Here is a 20,322-nt window from a genome sequence, read left to right as displayed (position 1 = left end):
AATCGGCTGAATAAAATCAGCTTAAGTAAGGTTGTACAATGCTTGCATTTGCTATTTTTGTGGTCACTTTAGTCTTAGTTATCTGGCAACCTAAAGGATTGGGCATCGGTTGGAGCGCCATGGGTGGTGCGTTAGTCGCGTTAGCGCTTGGCGTCGTGCAGTTATCAGATGTGGGTATTGTCTGGGATATTGTCTGGGATGCGACCTTTACTTTTGTGGCGCTGATTATCATCTCGCTTATCTTAGATAGGGCAGGGTTTTTTGGCTGGGCAGCATTGCACGTGGCACGCCTTGGCAATGGACAAGGGCGCTTATTATTTCCGATGATTGTCGTGCTCGGCGCTTTTATTTCTGCCTTTTTTGCCAATGATGGTGCTGCGCTACTACTGACCCCGATCGTCATCGCTATCTTGCTACGTCTGAAATTTTCGCCACCATCAGCGTTAGCATTTATCATAGCGACTGGTTTTATCGCTGATACGGCAAGTCTGCCATTGGTCACCTCAAATTTAGTCAATATCGTCAGTGCCAATTATTTTGCTATTGGTTTCGGTCGTTATGCGGCGGTGATGGTACCAGTCAATATCGTGTCTGTATTAGCGACGCTACTGGTATTGTGGATTGTCTATGCACGTCATATTCCAAAAACCTACTCGACTAGCGAGCTCAGCGCTCCAGAGTCTGCTATTACCGATCCATTGGTATTCCGAGCTGCTTTTCCACTATTAGGCTTGCTACTGGTCGCCTATTTTGAGACTGAGCCGTTGGGGCTACCTATTTCATTGGTCACGGGCATCGCTGCTGTCGCGTTAATGGCAATCGCTGGTCGTATATGGCAAGGCGGGCGTGGTGCGGTGGTCTCGGTGAGCGATGTGGTACGCAAGGCGCCTTGGCAAATCGTACTATTTTCAATCGGTATGTATCTAGTGGTATACGGTCTGGGTAATGCAGGTCTTACCGCCTATGGCGCGCAAGTACTTAACTGGTTGGGTCAACAAGGCGCAGTCATTGCTACGGTTGGAACTGGTTTTTTGTCCGCTATAGTCGCTTCTGTTATGAATAATATGCCAGCAACCCTAGTCGGCGCGCTTGCTATTGATCAAGCACAAGTGCCTGCTGCAACGCGAGAGCTGATGATTTATGCCAATGTCATTGGTAATGATTTAGGACCTAAGTTTACGCCGATTGGTAGTCTTGCAACCCTTTTATGGCTGCATGTGTTGGCAGAGAAGGATTACAAAATCAGTTGGGGACAGTATATTAAGATTGGATTAGTGATTACACCGCCAGTGTTGTTAGTGACCTTGTTAGCCTTGGTGTTCTGGTTGCCACTGTTGCCAAGTTAACTGATGAAAAACTTACTACAGTAATATCCTATCGTGACAATGATATTTATTTTTAAATATCATTGTCACTATCAAGTATGAAACAAAGTAGTTATTAGCGTTTATCAAAATGGCAACGGTAATAAAGCATATTAAATGAGACACATAAAAAAACCCCCATCAAAGTGATGAGGGTTTTGGCAAATGCCATAATTGAATTAATCATAATTCAAAAAATTTACTACTAAAATGTGGCTCTCCAACCTGGGCTCGAACCAGGGACACACGGATTAACAGTCCGTTGCTCTACCAACTGAGCTATTGGAGAATAGGCTGTAAGTAACTAATCGCTTACAACGAGCCTTAGAAGTCTCTAACGAGTTCTTGCTAAGTGGGGCGTATTCTAGCAAAGTTAAAAAATACGTCAAGCCTTTTTTTGCATAATTAGTAAAAATTATCATTTTAATGATGAGATAGCGTGTTTTTCCTAGTTATGCCTAAGACTCTCGCACAAAAAGACGCCCTATAGAATGTATAGGGTGTCTTTTTAATGAACAGCGGTAAGACTCGTTGCTATTTAAAATTTATTCAGCAACGTCTAAGTCAGCCACTGCTTTTTCGATACGCGATAGTGCATCTTTCAATGTTGCCTCATCAGTAGCGTACGAGATACGCATATAGCCGCCAAGACCGAACGCATCGCCAGGTACAACTGCCACGCCTACTTTGTCCAATAACCATGCTGAGAATTCAGTACATGATGACAGGCCCGCCGCTTTGATTAGCGGTACGATATTTGGATACACATAAAATGCGCCATCAGGACGCAAGCAAGTAATACCTTTAATGGCATTTAGACCATCTACGACTAGGTCACAGCGCTTCTCAAAAGCGGCTACCATCGGCTCTAGTACGCTCTGATCACCACTGATAGCGACTTCCGCTGCCACTTGGCTGATTGATGTTGGGCATGAAGTAGACTGTGACTGTACCTTTTTCATCGCGCCGATTAGCTTAGCAGGGCCACCCGCATAACCGATACGCCAGCCTGTCATCGCATACGCTTTAGACACACCGTTCAAGATGATGGCACGATCTTTTAGCTCAGGTGCTGCGTTTAAGATATTGTAGAACTTATCGCCTGTCCAGCGGATGTGCTCGTACATATCGTCTGAAGCTACATAAACTTGTGGATGCTTTTTTAATACTTCAGCGATGGCCTTTAGCTCATCTAATGTATAAATCATACCCGTTGGATTCGATGGGCTATTTAATACCAACAATTTAGTCTTGTCAGTGATTGCTTCTTCTAGCTGCTCAGGAGTAATTTTGAAATCTTGTTCAGCTGGGCATTTGACGATGACTGGCACGCCTTCTGCAATGATAACCATGTCAGGATAGCTGACCCAATATGGTGCTGGTATGATGACTTCGTCGCCAGGATTGATAAATGCTTGAGCAAGGTTAAAGAAAGACTGCTTACCGCCGACCGATACTAATATTTCATTTGGCTCATAGCTGATGTCGTTGTCGCGCTTGAATTTCTCGATGATGGCTGTTTTTAGCTCTGGCGTACCATCGACAGCCGTATATTTAGTAAAGCCATCATTGATTGCATCGATTGCTGCTTTTTTGATGTGTTCAGGGGTATCAAAATCAGGTTCACCAGCGCCCAAACCGATAATATCTTTACCAGCTGCTTTTAGCTCTTTGGCTTTATTGGTAATCGCTAGCGTAGGTGATGGTTGGATGTTGTTGACGCGGTCAGACAGTTGCAACTCGCTCATGAGAGATCCTTTTTTATATGAGGGTGGGGTTGGTGAAAATCTGATATTAATTATATAACGTTTTCATTGCTATCAGGACAAGATGTCAGATAGTTTTAAAAAAGATAGCGTTATCTTACCGTGATACGGCGGTCATTCGACTATAGACGATGGTGATGATGCTTCGGCAAACGACGCGATTGCTAATTTTTGCATTGTAGCATGCTGATATTGAGCTGTCTTATGACGCTAGTAACAGAATATTGTGTTGTTGCTTGTGATAGCAGGGTACTTGTGGAAATGACAAATAACACGCTGAGCTTAAGCTTAAGCCCATATGATTGCGAAGACACAACAATAAACCTATAGCTGACCACTACAATTATTTAGATTTGTTAAATAAAATGGCCTATAGCTTAATGAAATGCGCCCAATGATATCTGCGAAGAATAATGATAATAGCTAGCTGTTATCAAAGATTTAAGCTTTCATTCAGCAAACAGTTTAAGAGCATTAATGCCATATTATGAAAATACTTAAAAAGATAAGAATACTCAAAAAGGATATTTACGATGACAGATTCTACTGAAAAATTACATATTCTCATTACTGGGGCGACGTCAGGCATTGGTAAGCAGTTGGCAAAAGACTATCTGCTAGCAGATCATCATGTATATGTAGTTGGCCGTGACGACGAAGCGTTGGCTGAACTTCAGGCGTTAGGTGCAGAAACGATTGATTTAGACCTAATGGAACGAGAAAAAGTCATCGAAGCTTTTGAAAAAATCGACAATGTTGATTTAGCGATTTGCGGCGCTGGTATGTGCGAGTACTTAGATATGCCGAACTTTGATAGCGGTGTGTTTATGAAAGTCATGTCGGTAAATATGGGTACGTTGTCGCATGCGATCGAAGGAGTGCTGCCAAAGCTAATTGCGTCTAAAGGTCGCTTGGTCGGTATCGGTTCAGCGTCTGCTTATGTGCCTTTTGCGCGTGCTGAGGCCTATGGTAGCTCAAAAGCTGCTATCCATTATCTAATGAAGACACTACAGATTAGCCTTGCTCCGCATGATGTGTCAGTCAGCTTAGTCGTACCTGGTTTTGTTGAGACACCGATGACCAAACAGAATGACTTTCCGATGCCATTTATCCAGACGCCAGCGCAGGCCAGTCAAGCCATACGTGACGGTATCGAAAGTGGGCATGACGTGATTGAATTCCCAAAAAAACTAACCATGCCTTTAAAAGCATTGGGTACGTTGCCTGATTTGGTCTGGCAGCAAGTTAGCGAAAAACTTAATAAAAAATAATCTACCATTAATAGAACTCTTAGCCATCATATCGACAGAAAAACACAGAAGGGAATGCTTTTATGCCGTTTACTCGTTTCAAGCGTGCAAGTAACCAAAAAAATGCTACCAATGCTGCAACAGATTCTGACCATCAGACTACCCCAAAACGTATTGCTATCATCGGCTCAGGTGTGTCAGGACTGACATGCGCCCATTATTTAGGTACGCAACATGATGTGACGGTATTTGAAGCCAATGATTATATCGGCGGGCATGTAAATACGATTGACGTGGCACTACAAGACGGTAAAAAAGCAAAGAGTAGCAATGTAGAGAGTAGTGCGATAGATACAGGATTTATTGTTTTTAACGAGCGCACATACCCGAACTTTTTTCGTTTGCTTCATGAGTTGCAGGTGCCATTTCAGGCAACGGATATGAGCTTTTCTGTCAAGAATACTGCACGTCATTTTGAATACAACGGTCATACGCTCAACACTTTATTATCACAGCGCAAGAATGTACTCAATCCAAAATTCTGGCAGTTTATCAAAGATATTCTGCAGTTTAATAAGCATATCAAACAGCTACGCCAAGATTACGATAGTGCGCGTTCTCAAGGACAAGATGTCAGTAGCTACGCAGAGCAAACGCTTGGCGGTTATTTGGCACAAAAAAAATACGGTCAGCTATTTACCGATAACTATCTACTGCCAATGGTCTCGGCTATTTGGTCAACCAGTCTAGATGAAGTACAAGAATTTCCTTTGGTGTTTTTTGCACAGTTCTTTGACAACCACGGGTTGCTGGATGTGGTCAATCGTCCGCAGTGGTTTACGATAAAAGGCGGTTCAAAACAGTACGTCAATAAATTGATTCCACGCTTTATCAAAGCGGGTGGCAAGATACGGGTCAATAGCCCAGTACAGTCTGTAGTTCGTGATGGTGAGCAAGTAACTTTGACAGTACAGAATGCTTTGACAGTGCAGGATAAAGGTAACGCTGACAACCGTAGAGAAAAACTTGTATTCGACGAGGTTATTTTTGCTTGTCATGCAGATACCGCACTAAAGATATTAAAGGATGCGAGCACCGATGAATCTGAAGTATTAGGTCATTTCCGCTTTACCAAAAACACGGCTGTACTGCACACCGATACCAGTGTTTTACCTAAAAAACCACTGGCATGGGCAAGCTGGAATTACTTAATAGATGAAACAGTTTCAGGCAATGCTAAGGATGAGCAAGCGTCTGGAAACGCACAGATACCTGCAAAGCCAGTGCTGACTTATCACATGAATATCCTGCAACGCTTGACCAAAAAACACAATTATTTGGTAACCCTAAATCCAGCTGTAGACAATAAAAGCGTCGATGATAAGCAGATAATTAAGAGCATTGATTACAGTCATCCAGTGTTCGATCTTGCGATGATTGATGCGCAGACTAAATGGTCGAGTATCTCTGGTAACGGTTTGCACACGCATTTCTGCGGGGCTTATTGGTTTAATGGCTTTCATGAAGATGGCGTACGCAGTGGATTACGTGTCTGTCAGGCGCTTGGTCTTGATATTGATATAAAAGACGAGGTTGACCCAGCTCATTTACCTGATGTTGATAGTGCGCATACGCCGTTTCGTTATAAAGATCTACCTATAAAAGGGGATACCAAATTACGTAAACTGAACAAGCGCGAAGTCACCATAGCGACGACCAATCAGGAGCTGGTCGAGTATGCTAATCGTTTGCAGAGTTCAACTGCTGATACGAGCCAATATAAGAAACGTGGCTTATTCGGTCGCCGTAAAACCAAATAATATGAGGATTAATGCCGTTATGTATTCTAAGTATTTTGAAATATTCGCCATATAAAAAGTACGCCGTTACCCAAGAGACTATTTATGACCACGTTCGCTCAAGATACCAATGCTATGCCAAGTCATGAGTATTCTTATGATACCACTGCATTGCCGCATCAGCTGTTTGAGGGTACGACATGGCACAGTCGGTTGCTACCTAGTGTGAATAAATTCGTTTACTCTTATCGCTATTGGGGCGTCAATATTAGTGCACTGGCGGCAGGGCAAGAACTTCCTGAAATTAGTACGGCAGCATTTGATGAGAGTAAGTTTTTAGAAAAATTACCATTACGTAAAATATTGCCGAAAAAGCTGCTAGCGAAAGGTCTACCTCTATTTTCAGCAAAGAAAAAGGCGCTACAACAATTCTGTCCTGATGACTATTTACAGCATATTAATCTACAGAGTAATAATAGCCTAAGCGATGATAGAAAACCTGATAGTAATGGACAGTCTGTTCAAGCACTAGAAAAACGCCTAAGCCGAGCATTTGAAAAACATGCAGGAAGCGCGCCTGAAGGCGATATGTTGGGACTGCTTGTCTGCCGTAATGCGGGCATGTACTTTAGCCCAGTTAATTTTTACTTGGGGTTTGATGCGCAGCAGACGCCAACTCATCTGCTGGCTGAAGTGTCTAATACGCCTTGGGACAAGCGTCATTATTACGGGTTTCTATTAGAAGGAGAGGATACTGAGTTCTGTCATGACAAGGATTTTCACGTATCACCTTTTAACCCTATCGATCAGCTGTACCGCTGGCAGGTAACGGTAAAACGTACAAAGACAGACGATCAACCTAACGCTGGATTACAAGTTCGTATTGCTATCAATATCAGTGATGAGCGCGGTGAAGTGCTAAAAACTGGTATAAAGATATCAGGCGTACCGATGACAGAAGAGGCTGTTCGTCATAGCTTGCGAAAAAATCCTCTGATGAATATAACGTCCTTAACCCGTATTTATTGGCATGCGTTTAAGCTCTATGCGATAAAAAAAGTGCCATATATCAACTACGATGAAAAGTTGGCCGACAGTCAACAGAAAAGCGGCCATCAGAAAAGTAGACAAAAGGAAAGCAGCTAGCAGTATCGAGCGCAAAAAATGTCTTATAGTTCTAGCAATTTTTGAACATTAAAAATCTTGTCAGTGTATGACTGAAAATGAACCACTAAAAAATAAAGCATTTAAACAAGGATAAATACACGATGCCAGCACGACCGACCGATCGAGCACCAGTCACAAAACTAGAGAAGTTAACTGCTCGTGTGAGCAAAGTAGTTAATGAAAGTGCTGTACTACAGCCAGTCAGCAATAGTGTGAACAACTTAGCTAGAAAGCTTATATTTCGTGCGTTACAGCATGTTCAGTTTGGTAGCCTCACGCTGATTGAAACGTTTGACGAGCAGGAACCTAAGACAAGAAGTTTTGGTAAAGTAGCTACTAACGATGCTAGTAGCTCGGCGGTTGGTCGCCATTCGCTACATGTGACGCTACAGATTCATGATAGCGCTGTCTATCGTCAGCTATTACTTGGTGGCTCTATCGCGCTAGCAGACAGTTATATCAATGGTGAATGGGATGCGGATGATCTAACAGGTTTGATTCGTTTGGCGGCTCGTAACTTAGCAGTGCTCAATAAACTAGAAAATCGTTTTGCTGGTATTAGTAAAGCATTTGAAAAAGCGAAGCATCAGCTTCGTAGCAATGACAAATCTGGCTCCAAATCCAATATCCTAGCGCATTATGATTTGGGTAATGACATGTATGAGCGGTTTTTGGACGATACGATGATGTACTCATCAGCAGTTTATCCTACACCTGACGTGACGCTTAGCGATGCTCAGCAGCATAAACTATCGCTTATATGTCAACGTTTACAGCTTAGTGCTGATGATAATGTGATCGAAATCGGTACAGGGTGGGGTGGCTTTGCTATCTTTGCAGCCAAGCATTACGGCTGCCATGTGACCACCACGACTATCTCTGATGCCCAGTATGATGAAGCACAGCGACGAGTCGAGGCAGCAGGTCTGTCTGACAAAATCACACTGCTCAAACAAGACTACCGCGAGCTGACAGGTCAATATGACAAGCTAGTCAGTATCGAGATGATTGAAGCGGTGGGGCATGAGTATTTACCGACTTTCTTTGCCAAGTGTAATAGCTTGCTCAAGCCAACAGGTCTTATGGTATTGCAGGCCATCACTTTTAATGATCAAAATTATCAAGACTATATCGACTCGGTTGATTTTATCCAAACGCATATTTTCCCAGGTGGTTGCCTGCTTTCAAACCAAGAGCTGACGACCCAATTCACTGAACAGACTGATATGGTTGTCAAACAATTGCATGATTATGGCTTTGATTATGCGTATACGCTGCGTGACTGGCGTGCTGCGTTTATGGCCCAGCGTGCAGAGATTCAAGCGCTTGGCTATGACGATGCCTTTATCCGCCTGTGGGAGTTTTACTTTTGCTATTGCGAAGGTGGCTTTTTGGAGCGCACGATCGGTGTGGTACAAGTCACTGCGGTGAAGCCTAACAACATCGACACGCTACATTTTTCCGATTTGCCATCTGCCGTCTTAAATCATGAAACGGTTTTGAACGATGAGACATTTAGTGAAGATAGAACAGACACCGCGTCAGTATAAGTCTGATCATATAGATATGGTTTGTTCATGACATTCATAGGGTCTCATACTGCACAAACAGTTTGGGACCCATATGTTGAGAGGTTGTACATCGAAAGGTTCTACGATGCTTGCAGGGCACGCTTATCACGTAGACCTGAATAGCGTGTGACCGCTAGTGCCATTAAAGAGATAACAGCGCCGATCCAAGCTGTGTCTTGCAATGACATATTTTCAACCACGCTACCACCGATGATTGAGCCCAGTGCAATACCGATATTAAATGCAGCAATATTCAATCCAGAAGCGACATCGACGGCATTTGGCGTATATTTTTCAGCTTGCTTAACCACATAGATTTGTAGACCTGGTACATTACCAAAGGCAAAAGCACCCCATACCAAAATAGTCAGCACTGCGGCAATCTTGGACTGCATAGTAAAGGTGAACAGTAAAAGAATGACACTTAAGGCGCTGAATATAATGCTAAGCGCACTAATAGGGCCGCGTTTATCTGCAAGTTTTCCGCCCCAGATATTACCGATAGCAACGGACACGCCATATACGAGCATGATGAGACCGATGGCTGATGGCGCAAATTTGGTCTGCTGCTCTAAGATAGGTGCTAGGTAGGTAAATGCCGTAAACGTACCGCCATAACCAAGGATCGTCATGAGATAAACCAGCAGTAACTGTGGTTTTACAATGACTTGTAATTGCTCTTTGAACGTTGCAGGGATAGATTTTTTTAGGTTTTTTGGTACTAATATTGCGCTACCAATTAAAGCAATTAAACCCAGTACTGAGACGACCAAAAACGTAGCGCGCCAACCGAAATGCTGTCCAATCCATGTACCTAAAGGTACGCCAGTGACGAGCGCTACAGTAAGCCCAGTAAACATAATGGCAATTGCGCTGGCTTCTTTCTCTTTACTAACAAGGCTAGTAGCAATCATGGAACCAATAGAGAAAAACACACCATGTGCCAGACCGGTCAAGATACGGGCAAGTATTAAGGTTTCATAACTGGGTGCTTGCCAAGCCAGCAAGTTACCGACGACAAACAGACCCATTAAGCTCATCAGTACGATTTTACGGTTCCAGCGGCCAGTGAGTGCGGTAAGTATAGGGGCACCGATGGCAACACCGACAGCATATAGGCTAACGAGTAACCCTGCTGAAGGTAAGCTCACGCCTAGATCTGCGGCAATAGTTGGTACCAGACCAACGATGACAAATTCGGTTGTCCCAATTGCAAATGCGCTTAGAGTAAGCGCCCATAAAGCGAGTGGCATAACGACATCCTAATAATTAAATGATGCGCGTAGTTTGACGGATTTATAGTTTGCAAAAAACAGCACAAATGACAAAATACCTTTGTCGATTTTGTAAAGGTAATCATGATGATGGGACATGCTAAAACAGAAGACATAGAGATATTTTTGACGGTAGTAGACACGGGTAGCTTTACTGGCGCTGCCAACTTACTGAATCAGCAGGTTGCCAAAGTATCTCGTGCGGTGTCCAGACTCGAAGACACGCTGCAATGCACGCTGCTAAATAGAACGACACGGCGCTTGGAGCTGACGGAGGAAGGGCATGTCTTTATAAGATATGCGCGTGAGAGTTTAAATACGTTATATACCGGTGAAGAAGCGATTAAGCTGTTAAAACAAGCGCCGAGTGGGCATTTACGGATTGACGCCGCGAGCCCGTTTGTCTTTCATCAACTGACGCCTTTGGTTGGTGATTTTGTGGCGCAGTATCCACATATCACTCTCGACCTTACCTCGCATGACAATATTATTGATTTGCTTGAGCATAAGACGGATCTAGCTATCAGAATTGGCGACTTAAAAGACTCAAATTTGCATGCACGTCTATTAGGTAAAAGTAAGCTGCGGCTAGTAGCCAGTCCTGAATACTTACACCAGCATAATGAAGTGACTCATATTGATAATTTGAATGTTGATGATTTAAGCACTCATAAATTAATTGGCTTTAACTATGCGTCAAAGCTAAACAGTTGGCCGTTAAGAACACCAGTGAAGCTCAATTTTCACATGACAGCCAGTAGCGGCGAGACCTTACGTCAGCTATGTTTGAATCATCAAGGTATTGCTTTATTGTCACACTTTATGATTGGTGAAGATTTAGAATCTGGACGATTGGTTGAGGTGTTGCCTGAGGCGATAGTCAGACCAAACAACCGTGAAGCCATACAGGCGGTATATTACAAAAACAGTGCCGTATCTTCACGTATTCTGGCATTTTTAGATTTCGTTCAACCAAGACTGACATTATAACTTTTATCCGTTTCTATTCATTTTATAAGAGGTAATATCATGGGTTACGTTTTTATTTATCTCGCCGCTGTGGTTATCTTTTTGGGTATCGATGCTGTCTGGCTAACGACCATGAAAGGCGCCTTTTATGAGTCGCGTATCGGGCATCTATTGGCTGATGAGCCGAACATGATGGCGGCTGGCGTGTTTTATATGTTTTATATATTAGCGCTTTGTATTTTGGTTCTATATCCGCAAATCAAAGCTGGCGCATCCGTTGGTCATATCTTCTTACTCGGCGGGTTAATTGGCTTGATGGCTTATGGAACATACGACTTTACCAATTTGGCACTGTATAAGGGCTTTACGCTAGATACAGCGTTGGTTGACTTTGTATGGGGTGGTATTTTGACCGGTTCGGTTAGCGCCATAGTAGCGTGGCTTGCGTATCGCTTTCACTGGTTAAGCTAATGCTTATATCTTGGCCTATATAACGCTGTTTAAATAGCTCCAATTTACACAATTTAGACTGTCTAATGACAGAGGTCTGTTTGTGCTAGACGGCGACCTGCTGTATAAATGGTAGACATAATAAATAAGTGTCAAACCATTAAGGAATATTATGCCGCAATATAATACCAGCTCCACTGCCAAAAAAGCCCCATTAAACCATGAACTATATATGTCAGTACTTATGACGCCCGATATGGCGAATTTCATTGGCAACGTGCATGGTGGAGATTTGCTGAAGATGCTTGATCAGGTCGCTTATGCCTGTGCCAGTCGCTATAGTGGTAACTATGTGGTGACACTGTCTGTCGATCAGGTGATGTTCCGTGAGCCGATATATGTGGGCGAGTTGGTTACTTTTGCAGCCAGTGTCAATTATGTTGGTAACACCTCAATGGAAGTAGGTATCCGCGTCGAAGCAGAAGATGTGCGTGGTCGTACCGTCCGTCATACCAATAGCTGTTACTTTACGATGGTGGCTATCGATGACAATGGTAAACCAACCTCCGCACCGCCACTCGATATCAAAAACAAGATGCAGCAGTGCCGTGCCGATGCGGCTAAAGAACGAAAAAAGCTGCGTATGGAAAGCTCGCATCGTCCTAGTTGCGACTTCGAAGAAATTAACAAGCAGTTTAGCGAACACGAAGAAAATGCCGAGGTGGAAAAGTAGCCCAAGTTATTCAAAGCTATCTAAAATTGTATAAAGTTATCTAGTTTTATTAAATTAATAATTCATACAACGACTCACTAAAAAGACACTGTTATTGTAGAGCGCTTATTTTAAGCTGATATAGATTTCAAGCCATTCATCTATGGCAAAATTCTACTATCAATACGTTATCTCAGTGAGTCTAGCATGAGTCTAAAGCCATCTATTGCTAATCCCCAGCGCCATTTACCAGCCTCTCCTAAAGCGCAAACACCTCGCGCGCGTGGGGCGGGTAATCCTAAAATTTCAAATGACCCTGAACTAAAACATACCCTTAATCAAAGCCCTGAAACCAATGATGAGCATTCAGGCTCACTGATCACTGTGTTGATTGCGGTCGGGGCCAATCTGGTTATCGCTATCGCAAAAACTGTTGCCGCCTTTATGACAGGCTCAGCCTCTATGATTGCGGAAGCAGCTCACTCATGGGCAGATGCTGGCAATGGCACATTGCTCATCGTCGCAGAAAAAAAATCCATCAAACCTGCTGATAAAAGCCATCCGTTAGGCTACGGCAAAGAGTCTTATGTTTGGTCGATGATTGCGGCTTTTGGTGTATTTACGGCAGGTTCGATTGTCTCTATCTATACCGGTATCAAAGAATGGAACGCTACTGAGTCTGAAGCTAACTATACGATTGGCTTTATCGTATTGGCAGTGGCATTTGTGCTCGAAGGAATCTCATTGATTCAGGCTTACAGACAAAGCAAAAAGCATGGTGAAGCGCTCGATATCAGTGCACTTGGCTATGTTGTAGATACGTCTAACCCAACGTTGCGCGGTGTATTCTTTGAAGATTTAGCAGCGGTCATCGGTTTGGTGATTGCCGCTGCTGCTATGGGTATGCATGCTTATACGGGCGAACCGTATTGGGATGCGTTAGGGTCTATCATCGTCGGTCTACTACTGGGCGTCGTCGCCATATTCTTGATCAGTCGCAACCGAGATTTCTTAGTCGGGCATAGAGTCACTGACCGTATGCATGAATATGTTTTAAGCGAGCTGCTAAATCATCCAGATATCGATAGTGTGTCCTATCTGCACCTAGAGTGGGTCGGTCCAAAGAAGATATTTATGGTGGCGGCAGTAGATATCGCAGGCAATCAAAAAGAAGAGCATATCGCACAGAAGTTTGAAGAGATTGAAAATTTATTCAGAGGTAATCCAGTCTTTCAAGAGGCTATCTTGACACTGTCTGAACCTAACGCTGAGCTCCTAAGTTTAGAGAATATTTGATATAAAGGTTTAATAGATTAAGTAGGTGGTAGAGGAATCATATTGAATGCTTTTAAGTATTCTTTTTAAATTAACAAAACGCTAAACACAAAAAAGCCGTCAATCATGACGGCTTTTTTTATAACTTTATAACTCTAGTACTTAGTGACTAGTCGAATTAAATACTATTAGTTCTTTGGTGCGTTTGCGCCGATGAACCATGCATCTTTATCGACAATGCGACTAGCTTCTGTGAATAAGTCAGCGGTGTCTTCATCACCTGCATCGCCAGCAGTAGCAATCGCTTCACGCAATGTCTCGGCTACTTTCTTGTAGCGGCTTGTTAGCTCACGAACATGCTGATCTACCTCAGTGATGTCGGTTGGGTAGTCATCTAGGATAGACTCTTTTACTACTCGACTTGCTAAACCGTTTGGTTGGCCACCTAGGATTACAATACGCTCTGCGATAGTATCTGATACTTCAAGGATACGATCTGACGTCTCATCTAGTAATTGATGCACACCGATAAAGCCAGTACCTTGTAGATTCCAATGGCACTGTTTACCATCTAAGGTTAAATCGATAACGTTTGCTAGGTTAGCGTTTAGCAAATCAATCATTTTTTTCGCAGTTTCGTCTGAAATACCACTTGCGTAACGTTCTCTCATATTTTACTCCGTCATTTATTTAAAATTATTATATTGAATGAAAGTTCAATGTATTTTTATTGGTCTTCTATTCGATGACAATCAATTCAAAACTAATCATAGGAATTGCTATAAAGCTATCCATTCACTAATACTGATCATTAATACTTGAAAGTCATCAACTTGTTAACTCAAGAACGATAATAGCAGCTTAACTCAGTGTTGGAACCCTTGAGTGTTAGGCTTTGTTGAGTGGTCGTGTAACGAGTTTGTTAACCGTGAAAAGCTTTGTAAATTTATCGAATACTGTGTGCATTTTTTATAACGATGTAAGTTTTATCCGCTAATATTAGGCCTTAACTTTTAATAAATCTTACCTTTATATACTTATATTTTGGGCAGCGAGACAGCGTTTCGACTATAGGATAAGACTCCTTATTCTCCTTTAAAAACCGCTGCTCAGACCCCATATTGTTATAAACCTTAAGAAGAAGAAAGCCATTATGCGAATGCCTGAACCGCGCTCATCGCGTCAGTTAAATCAATTGGCCACTCAGCTCCAAGGCGAAGCTGAAATTAGTGGTGTTAATGCGTCAGGGACGCAAATATCAAGCCGTGCCTTTGAGATGGTTACTGACTTTGAGCCAGCAGGCGACCAGCCGCAAGCCATCAAAAAGCTAGTCAACGGCATCAATTCGGACATGGACGAGCAGTTGCTACTAGGTGTGACTGGTTCTGGTAAGACCTATACCATGGCGAAGGTCATCGCTGAAACTCAGCGTCCGACCATTATTATGGCGCACAACAAAACGCTAGCCGCTCAACTATATGGTGAGTTCAAATCGTTCTTCCCTAATAATGCGGTCGAATATTTTGTCAGCTATTATGATTATTATCAGCCAGAAGCGTATGTCGCTGCTAGTGATACCTTTATCGAAAAAGACAGCGCCATTAACGATCATATTGATCAGATGCGCCTGTCAGCCACGCGTGCCTTGTTAGAGCGCCGTGATGCGATTATTGTCGCTTCGGTATCTTGTATCTATGGTTTGGGTGATCCAGAGAGCTATCTTAAAATGCTCTTGCATGTCGTTGTGGGCGATAACATTGATCGTACAGCAACCATCAAGCGTTTGGTTGAGATGCAATACACGCGTAATGAGCTGGATTTTGGCCGTGGTACCTATCGCTTGCGTGGAGAGCTGTTAGATATCTATCCTGCTGAGTCTGAGCAGCTAGCCGTACGTGTGCATTTATTCGATAACGAAGTCGAGAAGATTACGTGGTTTGATCCCTTAACGGGTAAGACGGTACGCAGCGTGCCACGTATTACCATTTATCCAAAGTCGCACTATGTGACGCCGCGTAATAAGTTAGAAGCTGCCAGCCATACGATTCGTGCTGAGTTAGAGCCGCGTTTAGAATACTTCCGTGACAACAATAAGTTGATTGAAGCACAACGTCTCAAAGAGCGTACTCAGTATGACTTGGAGATGATTCAGCAGCTTGGTTACTGTAACGGTATCGAAAACTACTCACAGCATCTCTCTGGCCGTCCATCAGGGGAAGCGCCGCCAACGTTATTTGATTATATTCCAGAAGATGCCTTACTGTTCCTTGATGAATCACATGTGACGGTTTCGCAGATTGGCGCGATGTATAAAGGCGATAGATCACGTAAAGAAAACTTGGTCAATTATGGTTTTAGATTACCCAGTGCGATGAATAACCGCCCGATGAAGTTTGAAGAGTGGGAACGTATCAAGCCCAAAACCATTTATGTGAGTGCCACGCCAGCCCTATATGAGCTTGAACACAGCGAGCAAGTCGTTGAGCAGGTCGTTCGTCCTACAGGACTAATTGATCCTGAGATTGAGATACGTCCTGTCTTGACGCAAGTTGATGATGTGCTATCAGAGATTACCAAACGCCGTGAAAAGGACGAGCGTGTACTGATTACTACATTGACCAAGCGTATGTCAGAAGATTTGACCAGTTACCTCAAAGAGTATGATGTAAAGGTTGCCTATCTACATTCGGACATCGATACTGTCGAGCGTATGCAGATTATCCATGAGCTCCGTACTGGCGTGCATGATGTGCTGGTCGGTATCAACTTATTACGTGAAGGCTTGGATATGCCTGAGGTATCACTGGTAGCGATATTTGATGCTGATAAAGAAGGCTTCTTGCGTTCAGAGCGTTCGCTTATTCAGACCATTGGTCGTGCAGCGCGTCACTTGAATGGTAAAGCCATTCTCTATGCTGATCGCATTACGCCAAGTATGCAAAAGGCGATAGACGAGACGGATCGCCGCCGTGATAAGCAGATTGCCTTTAACCTTGAGCATAACATCACGCCAAAAGGGGCTCGTCGTAGTATCACGGACAAGATTGATACTGGTGAAAGCTTGGATGCCAATGACAATCAAGCTATCCCAGTTAAGAGTAACTTGCCAGATGTGGATATCAATATCTTGCGTAGTCCTGATTTGCTTGCCAAAGAAATCAAACGATTAGAGAAGCAAATGCAGCAAATGTCTCGTGATTTGAAGTTTGAAGAAGCAGCAAAAACGCGTGATAAAGTGCTAGAGTTAAAAGCACATTTAATCTGATCGCTTGGGTTAAATGCTGAGGCTAAAAAGAGGCTAAACAATAGCGAAGGTGAGGTGCTTTTTGAGTACCTCACTTTTTTGTGGTTTATTCAATATCGGAATGTGTAGAAGGCTTGTAATACAGCGCATTGCCACTTACCATATCCGCATAAACCTCACCATCCATATAACATTTCAAAAATTTAAGTCGTAAGCTAATAAGCCGAGCACGTGTGATGCTCTATTTGGGCTAGGCTTGTTGTTCTCATAGATCACACTGTCAACGTCAACACAGACTAAATTTTTGGAATGGACATAATCTAGGCGTATTATTCACTGTGCTTACCAACAACTTAATAGAATTAAACTCTAACGAAAACTCACTCGGCATGTCAGATGCTGCCAAACAAGCTATTATCGACTCTCTAGACATTGGCTTTCGTTATCCTGATGACCAACGTGCGGCGCTGATTACTAAAGTCGCTGAGATAAACGGTGTGATAGAGAGTCAAATCTCACTGGGCAGTGGCTCTAGTGAAAACATCCGTACTGTCGTCCAAATGCTACAAAATCAAGCATTAGTAGCAGGTAAAAAATTCCAAGTTATCGTGCCGCATCCAACCTTTGCCTATGCTGAGTTATATGCGACATCTATCGATGTACCTGTGGTCAAAGTACCACTGACGACTGAAAATTACGCCTTTGACTTGCAAGGTATGCAAAAAGTGGCTGATGACTTTGACGGTATTAGCTTGTTTTATCTGTGCAATCCAAACAACCCAACGTCGACTATTACTGACACAGTAAATCTCAAAGAATGGGTAGGAAATGCAACAAGTAACCATTACTTTTTATTAGATGAAGCTTATTCGGAATATGTGACTGATCCAAGTTTTGAGAGTGGTGTCGCATGGATACGAGAGGAGTACTCAGAAAATATCGTTGTAGTGCGTACTTTCTCAAAACTATGTGCACTCGCTGGCATGCGTGTCGGCTATGCAGTTGCTAGCCCGCAAACGATAGGCAAACTAGAGGCTTTCATCTCAATTGATAATACCAACTTGGCAGGTGCCGTGGCTGCATTAGCGACTCTCGATGATGAAGCGTTTCTAGTATTGAGCTTGTGTATGGCCAATCAATCGCGTCAACTGGTTGAGCAAACATTAGATGAGCTTGGCTTACGCTACTTGCCATCGCAGGCAAGCTTTATATTTCATGAGATACAAGGCGATGTGCAAACCTATATCGACAGAATGCGTGAGCATGGTATTGCTGTCGGGCGTGAGTTTGCGCCAATCAGTGGCTTTAATCGCTTAACACTTGGCAGACCTGATGAGATGGCAGTATTTGTAGAGGTACTCAAATCATTTCGTGAGAAGGGCTGGGTCTAGCTAAATTAGTTAATGCAGTTCAATAATAAAAAAGGAAGTTGCTTGTTGGTAGCTTCCTTTTTTGTTGAGTCTATTTTTCTAGTTCTATTTTATTGGGTCTATGTCACATCCAAAATCAATCGCACATTTTTACCAACATCAAACGCAGTTTTACATATCGCACCTTAAATAATCTAACGCTATCTTATAGGATAACTGAGTAAAGCATGACCCGTTAATCACACAGATGAATACTGGGTAACAGTCACAGTGCTCGGCATGCTCACGTATCTTATAATTATAAAGTTAGGGATGTACCTATGTTTGATATCAAATCATTTTTTAAACGAGAAGTAGAGAAAAAGCTTATCAATGTAGATGACTATATTTTTATGCCAGAACGCGTAGAGATGGAAATTGAAGGCGGACTATTAAATTGTGTGTTGAATAGTGATGGTCGCGTAGATATTTTTTATAGTAAAGACGGTGTCACTGAAGTGGGTTCAGCGTCGCGCAAGCACCCATTTACAGCATTTGAAAAAGAGCTATATCATGGTATTTATGATGACGTGATTAATGATTTAATTAAGGAAGTAGATAAAATTATTGATAGCACCTCGAAGTATTTCCGTCGTAGCCAATCATTACCTTTTACGGCCTCTATAACGTCTCAAGCATCTGACACAAATAAATTTTAGGCTAATTAATTGAACTAATCTATTAGCAATAAAAAGGGTGCATTATGTATAACGCACCCTCTTTATTATTTTTTATTCTAATAAATAACTTAATTGTTCTATTGAACAAAGCTTGTATAGCAGCTCTGTAGAGATTTGGCGACGACTTGTGCGACTAACTGAGTACGGTACTGAGAGTCAATCGCGGCATTGCCCAGCTCAACAATCGTCACTTGCTGTGGCGCTTGCTCACTCACACAGCCACAAACATTGGTTTTAACAGATTCTTGCTGTGCTTCTGTCATGGCGACGCTTGCAACACGCCATGCGTTTTGTTTTTCAATTTGGCTACGGCATTGGTTGTCGATCGCAGCTCTAAAAACATTCATGCCGATCTCGTTTGCGGTACCGATTGCTGTACCTGTACCGTTGTTTGTAGTACCTGTTGAGGTACATCCCGCCAAGGCAAAAGTCGCTAGCATCATCGTTGAAGCCAAGATTTTTTTCATAAGTTAGTCCTTTAAGGTGTCTGTCATAAATAAAGCTGTATTTTATCAGTAAAACCTAGCAATGACATCATTAACCACAGGCGCATTTTATTTTAGAACTCTATAACCTATATGTATTAACCACAAAAAAGCCAGCTAAGTAATCACTTAACTGGCTTGATATAGACTAAGCTATTCGGCTTATTTATACGTTTTTGCCGTGTTCTTTTTGCTGAATATCTTTCGCCAATTTATAGCATTCGTTGATATGGTCATTAGCGATTTTCTTAAAAATCGTATAGCCCATAGTCGCAGCAACCAATTGACCGCCAAGTGGGATAAACTTAGTCACTTGTTTGGCAGCGATACGACCACCGAAACCTTGAATGGTTTTCTTAACGATACCGCGTGTTGCCATGAGTCCAGCGAAATCTACAGTACGATCTTTTACTGCGCTCCAATGCACTTCGCGAGATTCCAAGTTAATGGCTGATTGACGGTCTTCAATGAGACCAAAACGCTCACTAATCTCTGGAATCAACTGCGTCAACATCCCCGCGTCAACTGCCACATCAAAAAATGGTACTGGCACAACTGCTACACCAGCAGAAACTCTAGCGCGTCTTTTTACCATTCCCTGACATTCTTTTTTAACCTTCTCAAGGTCTAGGTTAGGGTCGATCGTATTTGGAAGTTTTTCAGCAAGTGGCGTGGTTTTCATAAAGTGTCCTTATAAATAATTAAAATATAAATGATAAAAAGTTCAATGAACAACAAATTCTTCAGTTGCTTACTATTTTATGGATTTATGCGTGGCTTACAATCATTGCTTTGTAGCAAAATGAATGAAATTACTCATACTGTGCACCTTTTTTGTAAGTGATTAAACGAAGGCAGTTTACATGAGCTATAAAAATGGCAGTATCAATTATTGCTAATTTACAGG

The 20,322-nt window shown here is 42.6% G+C and carries 17 protein-coding genes and 1 tRNA gene; 12 read left to right on the top strand and 6 right to left on the bottom strand.

Going from position 1 to position 20,322, the window contains the following annotated elements; translation table 11 throughout:
• Positions 1-38 precede the first annotated feature (38 nt).
• Positions 39-1,346, top strand: a complete 1,308-nt coding sequence (locus CXF69_RS02240; RefSeq protein ID WP_101206400.1) for an arsenic transporter — start codon at positions 39-41, stop codon at positions 1,344-1,346.
• 231 nt (positions 1,347-1,577) lie between these two features.
• Here the strand turns inward: CXF69_RS02240 and CXF69_RS02235 are convergent.
• A tRNA-Asn gene (locus CXF69_RS02235) sits at positions 1,578-1,653 on the bottom strand.
• A 256-nt stretch (positions 1,654-1,909) separates the two neighbouring features.
• On the bottom strand, positions 1,910-3,112 hold the full coding sequence (locus CXF69_RS02230) for a pyridoxal phosphate-dependent aminotransferase (RefSeq protein ID WP_057760918.1): 1,203 nt from the start codon (positions 3,110-3,112) through the stop codon (positions 1,910-1,912).
• Between the two features lie 551 nt (positions 3,113-3,663).
• Between CXF69_RS02230 and CXF69_RS02225 the strand changes: the two genes are divergently transcribed.
• From CXF69_RS02225 to CXF69_RS02210, 4 genes are all read left to right on the top strand, one after another.
• Positions 3,664-4,401, top strand: coding sequence for an SDR family NAD(P)-dependent oxidoreductase (locus CXF69_RS02225; RefSeq protein WP_101206401.1), 738 nt, complete (start codon positions 3,664-3,666; stop codon positions 4,399-4,401).
• 62 nt (positions 4,402-4,463) lie between these two features.
• The gene (locus CXF69_RS02220; protein WP_101206402.1) at positions 4,464-6,200 is read left to right on the top strand and encodes an NAD(P)/FAD-dependent oxidoreductase; all 1,737 of its coding nucleotides are present in this window, start codon (positions 4,464-4,466) and stop codon (positions 6,198-6,200) included.
• An 84-nt stretch (positions 6,201-6,284) separates the two neighbouring features.
• Positions 6,285-7,325 carry a DUF1365 domain-containing protein gene (locus tag CXF69_RS02215; RefSeq protein ID WP_101206403.1) on the top strand — a complete coding sequence of 347 codons (1,041 nt, stop codon included), beginning with the start codon at positions 6,285-6,287 and terminating at the stop codon, positions 7,323-7,325.
• 122 nt (positions 7,326-7,447) lie between these two features.
• Positions 7,448-8,896 (top strand): SAM-dependent methyltransferase, encoded by a 1,449-nt coding sequence (locus CXF69_RS02210; protein ID WP_101206404.1) that lies wholly within the window; start codon positions 7,448-7,450, stop codon positions 8,894-8,896.
• 101 nt (positions 8,897-8,997) lie between these two features.
• Here CXF69_RS02210 and CXF69_RS02205 read toward each other — a convergent pair whose 3' ends face one another.
• Positions 8,998-10,170 carry an MFS transporter gene (locus CXF69_RS02205; RefSeq protein WP_101206405.1) on the bottom strand — a complete coding sequence of 391 codons (1,173 nt, stop codon included), beginning with the start codon at positions 10,168-10,170 and terminating at the stop codon, positions 8,998-9,000.
• A 105-nt stretch (positions 10,171-10,275) separates the two neighbouring features.
• On the opposite strand from CXF69_RS02205, the gene CXF69_RS02200 reads away from it, so the two are divergent.
• From CXF69_RS02200 to CXF69_RS02185, 4 genes are all read left to right on the top strand, one after another.
• Positions 10,276-11,181, top strand: a complete 906-nt coding sequence (locus CXF69_RS02200) for a LysR family transcriptional regulator (protein ID WP_228706732.1) — start codon at positions 10,276-10,278, stop codon at positions 11,179-11,181.
• A 39-nt stretch (positions 11,182-11,220) separates the two neighbouring features.
• On the top strand, positions 11,221-11,631 hold the full coding sequence (locus tag CXF69_RS02195) for a DUF2177 family protein (protein WP_101206407.1): 411 nt from the start codon (positions 11,221-11,223) through the stop codon (positions 11,629-11,631).
• Between the two features lie 151 nt (positions 11,632-11,782).
• Positions 11,783-12,343: an acyl-CoA thioesterase gene (locus CXF69_RS02190; protein ID WP_101206408.1), complete on the top strand. Its 561-nt coding sequence runs from the start codon at positions 11,783-11,785 to the stop codon at positions 12,341-12,343.
• Between the two features lie 186 nt (positions 12,344-12,529).
• The gene (locus CXF69_RS02185; RefSeq protein ID WP_101206409.1) at positions 12,530-13,618 is read left to right on the top strand and encodes a cation diffusion facilitator family transporter; all 1,089 of its coding nucleotides are present in this window, start codon (positions 12,530-12,532) and stop codon (positions 13,616-13,618) included.
• A gap of 167 nt (positions 13,619-13,785) precedes the next feature.
• On the opposite strand, the gene dps is transcribed toward CXF69_RS02185, so the two are convergent.
• Complete coding sequence (dps, locus tag CXF69_RS02180) at positions 13,786-14,268, bottom strand: DNA starvation/stationary phase protection protein Dps (RefSeq protein WP_101206410.1); 483 nt, start codon at positions 14,266-14,268, stop codon at positions 13,786-13,788.
• Positions 14,269-14,750: 482 nt separating this feature from the next.
• Here dps and uvrB point away from each other — a divergent pair, with 482 nt between their 5' ends.
• From uvrB to CXF69_RS02165, 3 genes are all read left to right on the top strand, one after another.
• Entirely contained in the window at positions 14,751-16,862 is a 2,112-nt protein-coding gene (uvrB, locus tag CXF69_RS02175; RefSeq protein ID WP_101206411.1) for an excinuclease ABC subunit UvrB, read from the top strand.
• A 317-nt stretch (positions 16,863-17,179) separates the two neighbouring features.
• Positions 17,180-18,232 (top strand): pyridoxal phosphate-dependent aminotransferase, encoded by a 1,053-nt coding sequence (locus CXF69_RS02170; RefSeq protein WP_227522990.1) that lies wholly within the window; start codon positions 17,180-17,182, stop codon positions 18,230-18,232.
• 299 nt (positions 18,233-18,531) lie between these two features.
• On the top strand, positions 18,532-18,909 hold the full coding sequence (locus tag CXF69_RS02165; RefSeq protein ID WP_101206413.1) for a hypothetical protein: 378 nt from the start codon (positions 18,532-18,534) through the stop codon (positions 18,907-18,909).
• A gap of 98 nt (positions 18,910-19,007) precedes the next feature.
• On the opposite strand, the gene CXF69_RS02160 is transcribed toward CXF69_RS02165, so the two are convergent.
• Positions 19,008-19,397: a hypothetical protein gene (locus tag CXF69_RS02160; RefSeq protein ID WP_101206414.1), complete on the bottom strand. Its 390-nt coding sequence runs from the start codon at positions 19,395-19,397 to the stop codon at positions 19,008-19,010.
• 184 nt (positions 19,398-19,581) lie between these two features.
• Complete coding sequence (locus tag CXF69_RS02155) at positions 19,582-20,097, bottom strand: hypothetical protein (RefSeq protein ID WP_101206415.1); 516 nt, start codon at positions 20,095-20,097, stop codon at positions 19,582-19,584.
• Positions 20,098-20,322: the final 225 nt, after the last annotated feature.

The sequence above is a fragment of the Psychrobacter sp. Choline-02u-9 genome (genome assembly GCF_002836505.1).
Classification (GTDB): Bacteria; Pseudomonadota; Gammaproteobacteria; order Pseudomonadales; family Moraxellaceae; genus Psychrobacter.
The sequence above is the reverse complement of the archived record's forward strand: the minus strand, read 5'-3'. Positions and strand labels throughout refer to the sequence as shown.

Bases quoted from the DNA above. Each gene is read 5' to 3' on its own strand.
- CXF69_RS02240 (WP_101206400.1), top strand. From the start codon at position 39: ATGCTTGCATTTGCTATTTTTGTGGTCACTTTAGTCTTAGTTATCTGG.
- CXF69_RS02155 (WP_101206415.1), bottom strand. From the start codon at position 20,097: ATGAAAACCACGCCACTTGCTGAAAAACTTCCAAATACGATCGACCCT.
- CXF69_RS02160 (WP_101206414.1), bottom strand. From the start codon at position 19,397: ATGAAAAAAATCTTGGCTTCAACGATGATGCTAGCGACTTTTGCCTTG.
- CXF69_RS02205 (WP_101206405.1), bottom strand. From the start codon at position 10,170: ATGCCACTCGCTTTATGGGCGCTTACTCTAAGCGCATTTGCAATTGGG.
- dps (WP_101206410.1), bottom strand. From the start codon at position 14,268: ATGAGAGAACGTTACGCAAGTGGTATTTCAGACGAAACTGCGAAAAAA.
- CXF69_RS02190 (WP_101206408.1), top strand. From the start codon at position 11,783: ATGCCGCAATATAATACCAGCTCCACTGCCAAAAAAGCCCCATTAAAC.
- CXF69_RS02200 (WP_228706732.1), top strand. From the start codon at position 10,276: ATGATGATGGGACATGCTAAAACAGAAGACATAGAGATATTTTTGACG.
- CXF69_RS02195 (WP_101206407.1), top strand. From the start codon at position 11,221: ATGGGTTACGTTTTTATTTATCTCGCCGCTGTGGTTATCTTTTTGGGT.
- CXF69_RS02165 (WP_101206413.1), top strand. From the start codon at position 18,532: ATGTTTGATATCAAATCATTTTTTAAACGAGAAGTAGAGAAAAAGCTT.
- CXF69_RS02185 (WP_101206409.1), top strand. From the start codon at position 12,530: ATGAGTCTAAAGCCATCTATTGCTAATCCCCAGCGCCATTTACCAGCC.
- uvrB (WP_101206411.1), top strand. From the start codon at position 14,751: ATGCGAATGCCTGAACCGCGCTCATCGCGTCAGTTAAATCAATTGGCC.
- CXF69_RS02230 (WP_057760918.1), bottom strand. From the start codon at position 3,112: ATGAGCGAGTTGCAACTGTCTGACCGCGTCAACAACATCCAACCATCA.
- CXF69_RS02220 (WP_101206402.1), top strand. From the start codon at position 4,464: ATGCCGTTTACTCGTTTCAAGCGTGCAAGTAACCAAAAAAATGCTACC.
- CXF69_RS02225 (WP_101206401.1), top strand. From the start codon at position 3,664: ATGACAGATTCTACTGAAAAATTACATATTCTCATTACTGGGGCGACG.
- CXF69_RS02215 (WP_101206403.1), top strand. From the start codon at position 6,285: ATGACCACGTTCGCTCAAGATACCAATGCTATGCCAAGTCATGAGTAT.
- CXF69_RS02210 (WP_101206404.1), top strand. From the start codon at position 7,448: ATGCCAGCACGACCGACCGATCGAGCACCAGTCACAAAACTAGAGAAG.